The following is a 13,979-nucleotide window of genomic DNA, read 5'->3' as shown; positions in this document are numbered from 1 at the left end:
TTTCATTCTCTTGTAGGGGCCAACCCCCCGTGGTTGCCCCGATCGCTGAAATGCCCAATTTATCGTGTCTGGGCCTGGGCGGGCACTCTTAGCACCGCCCCTGCAAAATCCTGGTTTTTCTGAGAATGAAACAGCCTTGCCCCAAAGCGGGGAAGTTCCGCCTAAAAAACAAAGCAAAAAATACCGCAGACTGAGTATCTTTGGCGTTGGCGCAAGATGGAGAGCAGTGGGTGAATTATGTGGATAAATATTCTGAATCTGTACAATAGTTAATCAATTCAACTCGTAATAAACATCACTTTTATCAACAGCGTATACAGGCTGCAACCCCCTTATTCGGCATTGTTTATAGACCTCTTTCTCACCCTCGCAGACCCCGGGTCCCACAGAAAAATGAGAGGAAACGTGATATTTTAGTAGTTAAAAAGGGATTTCATCATCATCTTCATCTTCCACCGTCTTAGCCCTCATCCGCCAACTCGTAATATACTCAATTTGCACATCAATTTTGTTAATCGCTTCCCCTAACCGCTTTTGGATATATTGAGTCAGCGTCACCATAAAATCTAACTCCACTCCAACAGATAGCGCAAGTTTAGCCAATTTAGCAAAATCTACCTTCAAAATCGAGGAACTGGATAACTTAAAATGGGGAGTATTTTCCTGATTTTGCACCAACATTGCTTTTTTAATTCGCTCTTTCAGATACTCAACTTCTGAATCCAGCAACTTCCATTCAGGCAAAATTTCTTTGTACCTTTCCCCCAATGCTGTTAAATCCTCACTCTCCGGTTCCGGCACAATTTTCTTAGTAGATTTCCGCCGCTGCTGTAGGTTGGAATTCAAGCGCAAGCTAGCAATTTCCTCAACTTCCAAAGATGGATCAGTGAGGAGTTGGCCTAACTGTTTTTGAATTTCTTTCGTCAGTGTCACCGGAAAATTCAACTCAATTCCCTCAGTTTGCGTCAGTCTGGCCAGCGTGATAAAATCAACTTTCATCGTTATCGAACTGGAAAGCTCAAAATAAGAACTATCTTTGAGCTTTTGTGCCATCATGCCCGCTTTAAATCGTTCTTTGACTTCAGCAATTTCTGAGTCTAGCGGCTTCCAACTAGATTCTATTTCCTGATATTTTTGGCCCAATGCTGTCAAGTTTTCCGTTGCGGGTTCGGAGTAACATTGGGCAAGGATTTCTAGCAGGCGGCGATGCACTCCAGCTAAATAGACCGCATCCATCTTGGCATATTCTAGCTGCTTCTGGGTCAGCGGACGCTTTGCCCAATCGCCGCTTTGTTCTGTTTTATCTACATAAGCAATGCCGCAAAGTGTTTCTATTAAAGTTTTGAGCTGTCGGTTGGGTAATGGCAGGATGTAATAAGGAATCTGTCTCGCCATTTTTAATGTGCAAGTGACATTTTGAACGTCATCATTGCCGAGAAATCTGATGTCATAGCTGGCGTTGTGGAATACTTTTTCAATATCTGGATTGACCATGATTTGGTTGACGAAATCTTTTGCCAATTCAGGTTTATCCAAGACATCTAGTAGAAAAGTTCCATCTCCGGTCGAATCTGTGGAGTCAGCTAACACCTGAATTAGAGATAATCTGGGGTTAGATTTATAGTCTGCTATTTCTGTGTCAACCCACAGGATTTTAGCTTGGGAAAATTTAGTGATGAGTGCTTTGATGTCGTTTTCTGCTGTTAAATAAGGCATTTTTACAGACTTTTGCTATTAAATTTAGGCTTATATTATCCTATAGCAATTATCGGATCGATTGTCAACGATCGCATTAAGGACACGGCAATGCCGTGTCCCTAGAGGTATTATTTCATAATTAGTATTAAAGGTTGACCAGTCTTGGAGGCAGAAACCGGGAATAGACGATCGCATTTTTACCATTCAGCAGTAAGGTACGCAGCGCGCACCTTACAAACTATTAACCTATGACTATTCTGCCACTTCCTCAGATTCCGATTCTTCGGCCGATTCTTCACCAGCAGGCGGCACTAAAGCCACAGCTACGATCGAATCATCCTCGTCCAACCGCTGCACCCGCACGCCCGTTGCAGTGCGCGATTGAGTAGAAATTGCGCTCACAGCCTGACGGATAATAATACCTCGGTTGGTAATGATCATCAACTCGTCATCTTCATTGACAATTCGCAGCGCAGCTACCTGATCCTTACCCTTTTTCGACTTAAATTTAGTAGCCGTCAATCCCTTGCCCGCCCGTCTTTGTAGGCGGAATTGAGAAACTGGAACCCGCTTGCCGTAGCCGTTGGTGGTGATTACCAACACGGAAGGAACTTCACTGCTAACTGTCGAAATTTCTTCAGCCTCTTCGCCTTCAATTTCCTCGGCTTGCAATTCTAATTCTTCATCTTCCACTTCCGACTCTTCCGTTTCCAATTCAGCAATTTCGGTTCCTTCAAATTCCGAGTCGCCCGTTTCTAATTGAGCAATATTAGCTCCCTCAAATTCCGACTCTTCAGTTTCCAATTCAGCAATTTCGGCAACTATTGAACTGGGCAAAATGTCCATGCTAATCAACTCATCGCCCGATCGCAATTTCATTGATTTTACACCCCGCGTCGCGCGGCCGACTGGGCGCAACTGTTCGTGATTGGTGCGGAAATGAATTGCCATCCCTTGGCGCGTACCGATGATGATGCTGTCACCCACTTTTGCTCTCCGTACCCAGCGCAGTTGGTCGCCTTCTTCTAGAGAAATCGCGATTAATCCATTAGTACGGATGTTGCCAAAAGCCGAAAGTGCGGTTTTCTTGATGTAGCCGCCGCGAGTCAGCATTACCAAGTATTCTTCGCTGGTGAATTCTGTGACTGACACCATAGAAGTAATTTTTTCTTCTATAGGAATCGGCAGCAGTTGCACCACGGGAGTGCCGCGGGCCGTCCGGGAACAGATGGGAATTTGATAAGCTTTGACAGAGTAAACTACGCCCCTGTCGCTGAAGAACAAAACGCTATCGTGATCGCAGCAAGAAAGGAAATGTTCTACTCCGTCGTCTTCTTTCATTTTCGCGCCTGCTTTGCCGCGAGTAGCGCGACTTTGGGCCTCGAAAGTGCTAACAGGCATCCGTTTGATGTAGCCTTGCTCGGTGATCAGAATAATTGCTTGTTCGTTGGCAATTAAATCTCTTTCATCGATTTCTCCTTCGGCGTGTTCGATAACGCTGCGCCTAGGAGTGGCGATTTTGGTTTGGATTTCAACTGCTTCAAATTCGGCGATTTCTAAGATGCGTTCCCGGCGCGCTAAGATATCTTCCAAATCGGCGATTTTAGAGCGCAGTTCTTCGTGTTCTTGCTGAATCTTTTGTGCTTCTAATGCTGTCAAACGCCGGAGCTGCATTTGCAGAATTGCGTCGGATTGCTGTTCAGAAAGACCGTAATTATCCATCAATTCTTGTTTCGCTGCGGCGGAGTCGGCAGCGGCGCGAATTAGGTGAATAATTGCATCTAAGTTGTCTAGGGCAATTAATAAGCCTTGCAGAAGGTGGTCGCGTTCTTCTGCTTTGCGGAGCTCATATTGAGTCCGGCGAGTAATTGTCTCAATGCGGAAATCTAGGAAGACATTGAGGAATTGGGAGAGCGTAAGTAGTTGGGGTTCCCCATTTACTAGCGCTAACATATTGGCTCCAAAGTTGGCTTGGAGGGGTGTTTGTTTATAGAGGTTGTTGAGGACGACGCGGGGATAGGCGTCGCGCTTGAGTTCGATCACGATCCGCATTCCGTCTCTATCGCTTTCGTCGCGAATGTCGGAAATTCCATCTAATCTTTTGTCGTTGACAAGTTCGGCAATTTTCTCAATTAGTGCTGCCTTGTTTGTTTGGTAAGGCAATTCGGTGATAATAATTGCTTCTTTGTCGGGGCGGCCGGGATGTTCGATGGTTTCAATGCCGGCGACTCCGCGCATTGTAATCGAACCGCGACCCGTGGTGTAAGCATCGCGAATGCCGCCTCTACCCAGAATTTGCCCTCCGGTGGGAAAGTCCGGGCCGGGGATGTACTGCATCAATTCCAGGTCGGTAATTGCTGGATTGTGAATTAGTGCTACTAAACCGTCAATTATTTCGCCTAAATTGTGTGGCGGAATGTTGGTTGCCATCCCCACAGCAATCCCGGAGGAACCGTTGAGCAAAATTTGGGGAATGCGTGCCGGGAGTACGAGGGGTTCTTGCTGGGAACCGTCGAAGTTGTCCCCGAAATCAACTGTTTCCGAGTCGATGTCGCGCAGCATGGAGTCGCTAGTCAAAGCTGTGAGGCGACATTCGGTGTACCGCATGGCAGCCGGCGGGTCGTTGTCAACGGAGCCGAAGTTGCCGTGACCGTTGATCAGGCGTTCCCGCATGGAGAAATCCTGAGCCATCCGCACCAGGGCGTCGTAAACCGCTGTATCTCCGTGCGGGTGATACTTGCCCAGCACCTCCCCCACGACGCGGGCGCATTTGCGGAAAGGTCTATCGGGAGTCAAGCCCAATTCGTTCATGGCGTAGAGAATGCGTCGGTGAACGGGCTTGAGACCGTCCCTGGCATCTGGTAGCGCCCGACCGACAATTACGCTCATGGCGTATTCCAAGTACGATCGGGACATCTCATTACCCAGATCCGTCGGGATTATCCGCGACTCAGAGGTGCTCATAGGTTGAAAAACTCCGTTAAAAATTTAAATTTGACCGCTATAAATCTCAAAAATGCGATAAAATCGGTTTGGATTCAGTAGAGCTGCCAAATATTGCAAATTACTCCTGAAATTATATCACAATTTGCCTTTGACTTTATGGAAAAGTTGTCAGAAAAATTAAGGGACGAAACAAGGACAATTGATAATTTGTCAGTTGGTGATTTTGTCAGCCGTTGGCAAAAGCTAGAAAGGTTTTTTTAGGCGACCGGGTTTCATGCTTTGGTGAGTTTTTTTGAGGGCTATATAAAAATTTAAAATGGTGGCCCGATCGCAATTTTAATTTCACAAAACCGAAGGCCTTCTTAAAGCCAACTAAAAATCTAAAATCTAAAATCTAAAATCTAAAATCAGCCGATGCTACCCGTCATCTACTCCGAAGATTTCTTGCTGCACAAGACTGGAATGCTTCACCCAGAGCGACCAGAACGTTTAACGGCGATCGCCAACGCTCTGAAAGCTGCTCCTTGGGCGGCTCAAATTGAGTGGCAACTGCCCACCCCAGTGGCGCACCGCGAAAAAGCACTGTTCTCGGCGATCAAAAAAGTTCACTCGCAAAGATACATCAAAGAAGTCGAACATTTGGCTCATCGGGGAGGCGGCTACCTCGACGGCGATACGCCGATTTCTGCTGAAAGTTACGACGTAGCGTTGCTAGCGGCGAGTGCTTGGCTCGATGGGGTCGATCGAGTGGTGGCTGCGGGGGAACCGGCTTTTGTGCTGGCCAGGCCGCCGGGACACCACGCCGAAAACGCCCGCGCGATGGGTTTTTGCTTGTTTTCCAATGCTGCGATCGCTGCTCACTACGCCCTAGAACAGCCGGGAATCAACCGCGTCGCCGTCCTCGACTGGGACGTACACCACGGTAACGGCACTCAATCTTTGGTGGAAAACTGCCGGCAAATTGCTTACTGTTCCCTGCACCAATCTCCCTGCTATCCGGGAACGGGAGATGCCGAGGAGCGCGGGGCCTACGACAACGTGCTGAACATTCCCCTGTATCCGGGCGGCGGCATAGCTGAATACCTGAGCGCCTTTGAATCTCTTGTCGTGCCGTTTTTGTCAAACTTTGAACCGGATTTGTTGATTGTCAGCGCCGGTTATGACGCTACTGCGTCCGATCCGCTGGCTAGCATGACTCTGGCTCCGTCAGATTACGGTACTTTCACCGGATACTGCCTGCAAATCACCCGCCGCATCGCCTTTGGTTTGGAGGGGGGTTACGCGCTGAAAGAGTTGGCCGAGTCGGTTGTCGCGACTATTGACCGATGCCTCAATTAGCTGGAAAATTGGCATAGGGGAAAATGAGGTTGAGAAGCCATGAGGAGGGGGTGGAGATCTTTTGAGGGCGAGAAGCGAAGCGATTATTTGGCGATCGTGCTTGATGGTCTTTTTCCCTCTTCCTTCTGAGTTCTTCCTGACTTCCGTGACCAGCATCACAAATTTAAGAGATCCAAGTCACTTGGCATCGAAGTCTTGGTCACAGATTTTTAACCAAAAAATCACACTGTGTCAATGTTTTCGATCGCCTTTGAAGTCGCTCGCAGAGAGCATAATAGGATTACAGTCAACCTGTGAAAATTTTATCTGTCTCAATCAACTAGGAGGTTTATCATGTCAGTATCCCAAATGACACTCGAAGAGTTATTTGGTCAGGTCATGTTCTCCAGCGTCGTGACTCGCCACGACCGGAGACAGCTCAGATCTGCACTCTTAGAAAGAACACTGAATGATGATGAGTATGCCATCATCAACCGACTGCTGTACAACGTGCGCCGCGGTTGGGTAAAAATTATCGATTAAAGACGCCACACTCAACTTTCTTGAGGGGAGTTAAAAGTAGAACTTGCCACCTCGGGAAGTTTTCGGTGTTTAATATTGAGCTCGAAAGTTTGATGTGTTTGACTAGGGTGTTAATTATGACAATCGCGCTACACATCAGCCTATAGGTAGAGATAATTATAAAATAACAGGTTGTGGGTGCATCTCTACTTGTTGAAACATTGTGAGTTTTGAGTTAGTAACTGAGAAGTTATAATTAACTCAAAACTCATAATTTTTGGGAGATGAGATTTGAGAGTTGAGAGGCGAAAAGACTGATGGGGAGCGGGGCGGAGAACCGCTATAAAGTTAATATTTTTTAAACTGGGATTAAAAATCACAACTATAAGCAGTTTCCCGTTGAGGAGGATTGTGCGATCGTTACAAGGATAGCGAGTCGCATTGGTCGATCGACCATTCCGGCAATTTGAGCCCGGAAGTGTCAAAATATTAACAACCAGTTCATCCCCAAAATATATGGCTCCCGCCGTTTTAATTGAAAATCTTCAGAAACGCTACGGCACTGTAGAAGCCGTTAAAGATGTTTCCTTCAAGGTAGAACCGGGGGAAATATTTGGTTTGCTAGGCCCCAACGGTGCAGGCAAAACCACAACCCTGCGGGTACTTTGTACTTTGAGTGCGCCCGATAGCGGACGCATTGAAGTGTCTGGCATTTCTGCTGTCAGCCAGCCGAGAATGGCCAGACAAAAACTCGGCTACGTCGCCCAAGAAGTTGCTCTCGATAAGGTGCTGACGGGGCGGGAACTCCTGCAACTGCAAGCAGCGCTTTACCATTTGCCGCGCAATACGATTAAAGGGCGGATTGACGAAATGGTGAAACTCCTCGGTTTGGAAGAGTGGGAAAATAAAAAGACGGGCACTTATTCCGGCGGTATCCGCAAACGCCTGGACTTAGCTGCTGGGTTGCTTCACCAGCCGGATGTTTTGGTGTTAGACGAACCGACTGTCGGGCTCGATATTGAAAGCCGGGTGGTAGTGTGGGATTTCCTGCGGCGCTTGCGGGAAGAAGGTACGACGGTTTTGATTACCAGTCACTATCTCGAAGAAGTTGACGCTTTGGCCGATCGCGTGGCGATTATTGACAAGGGTACGGTGATTGCTGAGGGTACGCCGGAGGAGTTGAAAAATCGGGTTGGCGGCGATCGGGTGACTCTGCGGATTCGGGAGTTTTCGCCGATGGAAGAAGCCGAAAAAGCTAAAACTCTGATGCAATCGCTGCCTTTTGTGCAGGAAGTAATTGTCAACGCGGCTCAAGGAAATTCTCTCAATTTAGTAGTAACACCGCAAAGCGATGCGCTAGTGACTATTCAGCAAGCTTTAAAAAATGCGGGATTGCCTACTTTTGGGATTGCTCAATCTCGGCCGAGTTTGGATGATGTGTATTTGGCTGCGACTGGTAAGACGCTGTTGGATGCGGAGTTGGCTGCTGCTAGCAAGCGCGATTTGAAGGCGGAACAAAAACAGGCGATGCGATCGTAGTTTGAAGGAAGAAGGAAGAAGGAAGAAGGAAGAAGGAAGAGAAAGCCTTCTTCTCTTTTTTAGATAGTTCGGCGGTTGGAAACCGCGTCTACACAAACGAAGTCTGCCTTCGCAGACAAGCGAGATAAGTTAGCTATAATCTTAAGAGTGAATCGAAAAATACTATAGTGATTTTGGGAGATATTAATAAATGAATCTTGTTTTAGAAGTTGAAGCGCCTCCTTTTCGAGAAGATGCAACAGGTGCTATTCGGGTGGGAAACTCAAGAGTTTTGCTGGAAGTGGTGATTAGAGCTTTTCAGGATGGGGCGTCGCCGGAATCAATTGTGCAGCGTTATTCAACTGTGTCATTGTCTGATGTCTATAGTGCGATCGGCTATTATCTCCGACACCAAGAAGCAGTGGAAACTTATCTCTATTATCGCGAGCAATTAGCAGATTCCGTCCGTCAGCGTTTGTTAGGCATTCAACCAGATCTCAGCGTTATTCGATCGCGTTTGTTAGCCCAAAAAAATCTTGAGGGTTAACTATGCTGCGGCTGTTGAGCGATGAAAATTTTAATGGCGATATTGTTCGAGGGCTTTTCCTGCGTCAGCCAGACCTTGACTTGCTTCGCGTTCAGGATGTTGGTTTGCGAGAAAAGGAGTTGTGTTGTATCTGCTTTTGTAACAATTAGCTAGATATTTAAGACTATTCTGCAACCATTTTAACATACTGTTTTAACACAGGTGGAATCCTGAAAACTATTTCAGATTCACAGCTCACTTTTTCGATCATTCCCCGTCTGGCTAAAGATTAAATTGCTTTACATAATTCGCTTTGTGATCCTTGACATTTTGCCATCCATTGGGTAAATGAAACAGGCTCCATTTCATTACTAAGTTGCGAAATCGCCTGTTTTTCTATTTCCGACAACCGCTGATAGTGCTGCTGCAATATCGGTGTCAATTCGTCACCTAAAAATACTGGTTGATAACTTAAATATTGAGAGACTCTACCGTTAAATAAGTTATTAAGAGTTTGAGCAACTAATTTTAACCAGAGGGGATTGCCTTGATAAAGCTCAATCAATTCTGGCCAGTATTCTTCATCCAATAAACCTTTCTCTCTAAGAATTTCTGTGGCTGTTTCACCTAAACCAGTTAGCTGCAATAAACATACTGCTGAATTATCGTCGGTGAATGTGATGATGTCTGAGGGAGGTTCCCAACTATTGAGGATTAAGCAGCTATTGTGGGGTATTTCGCCTATAAGTTTAAATAGGGTTCCGTAATTTTCATATCCGGGTTTATAATGTCCTGCAAGTTGCCCGCTGCTGAGAATTTGCTGCACGTCATCTAGGATGATGAGACAGCGATTTTCGCGCAATGGTTCTATTAGGATTGACAACCGATCATCGGTGTTTGTGGAAAAGTTAATATCGGTGCGATCGCAGATAAATTGAATAATATTTTTGAGGGTTGTTCCTAGGGGTGGGGAGGTGCGGAGACTGCGCCAGATGATGCGATCGAATTGAGTTTGAATTTGGGGGATGAGGTGACGGGCGATCGCACTTTTGCCGGTGCCTGCCATGCCTGTGATGGTGAGGAGGCGGCAGTTTTGCTCTAGAATCCAGGTTTCGAGGGCGGTGAGGGGTGAGTTGGGGTAGTTGTAGAAGGTTTTGAGCTCTGGTGCATCTCTTAAATCGAGTTTTTGTTGGGTGTTGTTTTCATTTAAGGTTTGTGGTGGGGGTGAGTATTGTAGAGTTTTGGGAGGGTGGGATGTTTCTGGGCAGAAGTTATTGATGTTACTTTTTTGTACAATATTAAAGTTTACGAAATTAGAACATTGAGAAATTTCATATCTTTCCATTGTTGCTCTAAAGTTAGTTTTTTTAAGTTTTTTATCAGTAAGTCTGTCTCTGAATAGCCTGAATAACTTGGAGGCTACTTTTTTAATGTGAGTCTCGCTACAGTTGGAAGCTTTTGCTATCTCCAAGTATTTCTTGCGTTCCCAAATACCTCGCAGTGTATCCTTTTGAATGTCATCCAAATATTTTCCTGTTTTGTCCACCGCTAGTTCATCCGCTAATTTCAATACTTCCTGAACGTCCATAGGTCATGCAGATGTTAATCTTGTAGCCATTATCCCACTTTTTCCTACTTTTTACTACTTTTTACTACCAGATCGCTACTTAAAATATTTTTATCCTAACAAAAAAGGTTTTAAAATGAATACCCAAAGATACTTTTTATAGTAGGCAATAATAAAAAATATTAATATAATCCTCTCAAAGCCTTTCAACTAAATACCTAACTTTAGGTAGAGGCTTAAAACGCCAAATGCCATTATTAGCAAATCAAACGTGAAAAATATGTTCAGAACATCTTGGCTAAGTACACTAATGTCTTCAGCAGTCTGCGCGTTAGTAGCAACTAGCACAATTGGTGAAGCTGTTTTTGCTGAAGTACCACTGCTACCAGGACAAAGACGAGTAACCTACAAAATTTCTGATATAAACCAGTCAGATGCAGACCGCTTTTGTAAGGATACTTACGGTCAAAATACATCTGCTCGCCTCGATCCTGAGAATGACCGTATTATCTGTTCGAGACGGGCATCTACTAGACAAACTCAAATGGGTGTACAAGGCGGAATGCAGGGACCAGTGCCGAATGTAGGCGTTACAGGAAATGTCACGGTCAATGACCCTGATTGGAAACAGGAGTTCCATCATCTCAATGAGGTTTGTAACTATAAGCATCCGAGGGAAGGTACTTGGGTTGGCGATGGAGGACGTTCTTGTTACGATAGCTACCGGACATGGTAGACTCAATATCCACAATCTGCGTTACCTAAAAGGTTCGGACAAACATTAGGAGAAAAAGGCGATTTTGCAAAGCAGCTTCGCCTTCCTTTAATCCAATTTTTAGTTAGGGAGCGCCCCTTCTATCACTCTACCGCAGTGAAAAGTGATCGCCCTTCATTGAGTAAGAGCGATCGCTCTTGATAAGTGACTACTGATAATCTACTTTAGTAGTCACTTAAATCTCCTGCTTCTAATTCTTGCCATTCTCTATCTTCCTGGGAATGTTGCAACATTGCCTCAGCTTGTTTTGCTATAATTTTTCGCCTCTATTCTAGCGGCAATTGCATAAATTATCGGCGACTGGGATAGTCGGCTAGTGTTGGTATTTCTAAAGCTATATCAATATCTAATGGCTGTGCTTTTCCTTCGGAAATTTCCTGTTTGGCGCGCTGTGCAGCCATAATCAGCGATTGTTGTGTGTTCTGAAAAGATAAATTCCACTGCTCTTCATCCCTTAAGTCTTCAAGATATTCTCGCAAATGTTCAACCACTTTGTCTTGAAGAGTTTCTGGCAAAGATTCCATAATCTCGACCAAAGTGGCGATCGCCCTTGATGACATAGCTTTATCCTCCTAGTAAATCAAGTTTTTAGCTAGCAGAGTTAATGATAGCTTGTTACAAATTTAACACGATATCTTTTACATGATATAATTAAAACTATTGCAGCCAAAAGGTGAACGGCATGGTACAACAACTCGCCCCACAAACAACACCACAAGTCATCTATCCCGACAGCGACGGTCAACCAATGGCAGACAACACCAAACAATTCCGCTGGATTGTTACAATCAAAGAAAACCTAGAAATATTATTCGCTACTTCCCCTGACGTATTTATTGCCGGCGACTTACTCTGGTATCCCGTCGAAGGCAATAACAAAATTCGCAAAGCACCAGATATACTCGCAGTCTTTGGCAGACCAAAAGGAGACAGGGGTTGTTACAAACAATGGGAAGAAGATAATATTCCGCCTCAAGTAGTATTTGAAATATTATCCCCAGGAAATACCAACACCGAAATGCTCAGAAAACTATTCTTCTATCAAAACTACGGAGTAGAAGAATATTATATCTATGACCCAGATACCTTAGAATTTACAGGATCTCAGCGAGTGGGCGATCGCCTAGAAGAAATCCAAGAAATCAACGGTTGGGTTAGCCCCCGCTTGGGGATACGGTTTCAAATGACACCAGAAACCCTCGAAATTTATCGCCCAGACGATCGCAGATTCCTCACTTCCGTAGAATTAGATCAACTTCGAGAACAGGAAAGCCAACGTGCCGATCGCCAACAGCAAGAAAAACAACTCGCTCAGCAACAGCTAGAAGAAGAACGCACTCTGCGACAACAGGAACAGCAGCGCTATCAAGCTTTAATAGAATTGCTGCGAGAAAAAGGGATTGACCCCCAACAGTTGTAAGCTTGATCGCCCGCCCAACACCACCAATACCTCCAGACTTGCTACTGTAAAGAGAGTTAGATTTAATTAAAATCAGCGCAAGCAATTATGAGCGGTACTGTTACATCCCCCAACAACCTCAACCAGCAGCGGCCACTCTCCACGGGATCCGCTGACACTTCCAGTTCCCTGCTGGGCGACTTCATTCAAGAAACACTCGCCTTAACCAAGCGCCTGTTTATTCAATTGCAGCGCCGCCCCTCGACGCTAGTTGCAGGCATTATTCAGCCGCTGATGTGGTTGGTTTTGTTCGGAGCTCTGTTTGAAAATGCACCCGCCGGCTTGTTCGGCGAAAGCCAGAATTACGGACAATTTCTCGGCGCTGGCGTGATCGTTTTTACTGCATTTGCCGGGGCGCTGAATGCCGGTTTGCCGATTATGTTCGATCGCGAGTTCGGATTTCTCAACCGCTTGTTAGTCGCGCCGCTGGCTTCCAGATTTTCGATCGTCCTAGCTTCGGCTATTTTTATCGTCACCCTCAGCTTTATCCAAACCGGCACAATCGTTACAGCGGGGGCGTTTTTGGGCGCGGGATTCCCCGGTATTGCCGGACTGGGGGCGATCGCCCTAATTGTCCTACTATTAGTTTTGGGCGTCACCGGCTTGAGTCTGGGTTTAGCCTTCGCTCTCCCCGGTCACGTAGAATTAATTGCGGTAATTTTTGTTACTAACTTGCCGCTGTTATTTGCCAGCACAGCCCTCGCGCCGCTGTCATTTATGCCAGAGTGGCTGCAAGTTGTGGTGACTCTCAATCCTCTGAGTTACGCGATCGAACCCATCCGCTATTTGTACCTGCACAGCGATTGGTCCCTAGCCAGTGTCGTGATGCACGCTCCTTGGGGTAATGTTACCTTTGGAGGAGCGCTATTAGTGCTGCTGGCGTTTGATTTGGTGGCGCTGCTGAGCATTCAACCGCTGCTGAGACGCAGGTTTGCTTAGGGCGATCGTGGCAAATCTGCGGGCGATCGTTTAACCTGCACCCTCAATGGTAGGGACACGGCAATGCCGTGTCCTTAGCCCGATCGAAGTAATACAATCAATGGTGGACGGATCGATCGCAGTCAATTGTAGGGACGTGGCATTGCCGTGTCCTTAGCCCCAGTGAAGTAATATAATATTTAGTCGCAAGTCAGAATATTGTTTAGATAGAATTGTTTTTTTGAAGATTCAACTAATAAATTATGAACACCAACACTTCCAAATCGGGCAAATTGATGATGGGGATTGCTGCAAGCGCGATCGCATCCTGTTCTCTGTTCTCCCCTCAAGCAAGCTTCGCTCAAGCCAGCGGTTTAAATAATGCCCAACCCCTGCAAGACTTTCAAACTCAAGACAATACCGACCCATTTTCCGGCCGCAGCGACGGAAGCGGAATATTTGATTTAATTCACAGATCTCAATTGGGAGGCGGTCGCAGCATGGAAGAATTTAATAGCCAACAGCGCCAAAATTTGAACGATGCGGCCGCAGAATTTCGCAACAAACAGCGCCTTATGCTGCAAAAACCAGACCAAGCAGTGCCTTCACCGGCGATCGCACCTGCAGAAATTACCGCCCCCGTCCCTTAAATTTACAACTGCTGTTTCCTCATTTCTCAGTCCGCGTGAGCGAAGCCAGCGCTTAGGCGGACTTCGTTTGTCTAGCAGCGATT

12 protein-coding genes and 1 pseudogene are annotated in these 13,979 nt (G+C 46.0%); 9 read left to right on the top strand and 4 right to left on the bottom strand.

Annotation, left to right across the window (positions count from 1 at the left end):
• The first annotated feature begins 64 nt into the window (after nt 1-64).
• Nucleotides 65-247 (top strand): hypothetical protein, encoded by a 183-nt coding sequence (locus D0A34_15640; GenBank protein ID UNU20123.1) that lies wholly within the window; start codon nt 65-67, stop codon nt 245-247.
• Nucleotides 248-420: 173 nt separating this feature from the next.
• Here D0A34_15640 and D0A34_15635 read toward each other — a convergent pair whose 3' ends face one another.
• Together D0A34_15635 and D0A34_15630 are read right to left on the bottom strand one after the other, a co-directional pair.
• Nucleotides 421-1,716: a ribonuclease D gene (locus D0A34_15635; protein UNU20122.1), complete on the bottom strand. Its 1,296-nt coding sequence runs from the start codon at nt 1,714-1,716 to the stop codon at nt 421-423.
• A gap of 234 nt (nt 1,717-1,950) precedes the next feature.
• Complete coding sequence (locus D0A34_15630; protein UNU20121.1) at nt 1,951-4,662, bottom strand: DNA gyrase subunit A; 2,712 nt, start codon at nt 4,660-4,662, stop codon at nt 1,951-1,953.
• Nucleotides 4,663-5,058: 396 nt separating this feature from the next.
• Between D0A34_15630 and D0A34_15625 the strand changes: the two genes are divergently transcribed.
• From D0A34_15625 to D0A34_15610, 4 genes are all read left to right on the top strand, one after another.
• The gene (locus D0A34_15625; GenBank protein ID UNU20120.1) at nt 5,059-5,982 is read left to right on the top strand and encodes a histone deacetylase; all 924 of its coding nucleotides are present in this window, start codon (nt 5,059-5,061) and stop codon (nt 5,980-5,982) included.
• A gap of 333 nt (nt 5,983-6,315) precedes the next feature.
• The gene (locus D0A34_15620) at nt 6,316-6,504 is read left to right on the top strand and encodes a hypothetical protein (GenBank protein ID UNU20119.1); all 189 of its coding nucleotides are present in this window, start codon (nt 6,316-6,318) and stop codon (nt 6,502-6,504) included.
• Nucleotides 6,505-6,999: 495 nt separating this feature from the next.
• A complete protein-coding gene (locus tag D0A34_15615; protein ID UNU20118.1) occupies nt 7,000-8,022 on the top strand; it encodes a daunorubicin resistance protein DrrA family ABC transporter ATP-binding protein in 1,023 nt (340 codons plus the stop codon).
• A 190-nt stretch (nt 8,023-8,212) separates the two neighbouring features.
• Nucleotides 8,213-8,548 (top strand): DUF433 domain-containing protein, encoded by a 336-nt coding sequence (locus tag D0A34_15610; GenBank protein UNU20117.1) that lies wholly within the window; start codon nt 8,213-8,215, stop codon nt 8,546-8,548.
• A 163-nt stretch (nt 8,549-8,711) separates the two neighbouring features.
• On the opposite strand, the pseudogene D0A34_15605 reads toward D0A34_15610, so the two are convergent.
• Nucleotides 8,712-10,115 (bottom strand): annotated as a pseudogene (locus D0A34_15605) (ATPase).
• 289 nt (nt 10,116-10,404) lie between these two features.
• Between D0A34_15605 and D0A34_15600 the strand changes: the two are divergent.
• Nucleotides 10,405-10,830 (top strand): hypothetical protein, encoded by a 426-nt coding sequence (locus D0A34_15600; protein ID UNU20116.1) that lies wholly within the window; start codon nt 10,405-10,407, stop codon nt 10,828-10,830.
• Nucleotides 10,831-11,159: 329 nt separating this feature from the next.
• On the opposite strand, the gene D0A34_15595 is transcribed toward D0A34_15600, so the two are convergent.
• On the bottom strand, nt 11,160-11,429 hold the full coding sequence (locus tag D0A34_15595; protein ID UNU20115.1) for a hypothetical protein: 270 nt from the start codon (nt 11,427-11,429) through the stop codon (nt 11,160-11,162).
• 122 nt (nt 11,430-11,551) lie between these two features.
• Here D0A34_15595 and D0A34_15590 point away from each other — a divergent pair, with 122 nt between their 5' ends.
• The 3 genes from D0A34_15590 (at nt 11,552) to D0A34_15580 (ending at nt 13,896) form a co-directional block, all read left to right on the top strand.
• Nucleotides 11,552-12,289, top strand: coding sequence for a Uma2 family endonuclease (locus D0A34_15590; GenBank protein UNU20114.1), 738 nt, complete (start codon nt 11,552-11,554; stop codon nt 12,287-12,289).
• Nucleotides 12,290-12,376: 87 nt separating this feature from the next.
• Entirely contained in the window at nt 12,377-13,267 is an 891-nt protein-coding gene (locus D0A34_15585) for an ABC transporter permease (protein ID UNU20113.1), read from the top strand.
• Between the two features lie 242 nt (nt 13,268-13,509).
• Nucleotides 13,510-13,896, top strand: coding sequence for a hypothetical protein (locus D0A34_15580; protein ID UNU20112.1), 387 nt, complete (start codon nt 13,510-13,512; stop codon nt 13,894-13,896).
• Nucleotides 13,897-13,979 lie beyond the last annotated feature (83 nt).

Origin of the sequence: Microcoleus vaginatus PCC 9802 (genome assembly GCA_022701275.1) — a bacterium.
Taxonomy (GTDB): domain Bacteria; phylum Cyanobacteriota; class Cyanobacteriia; order Cyanobacteriales; family Microcoleaceae; genus Microcoleus; species Microcoleus vaginatus_A.
Note: the sequence above shows the minus strand (reverse complement) of the source record. Positions and strands in the feature narration are given on the sequence as shown.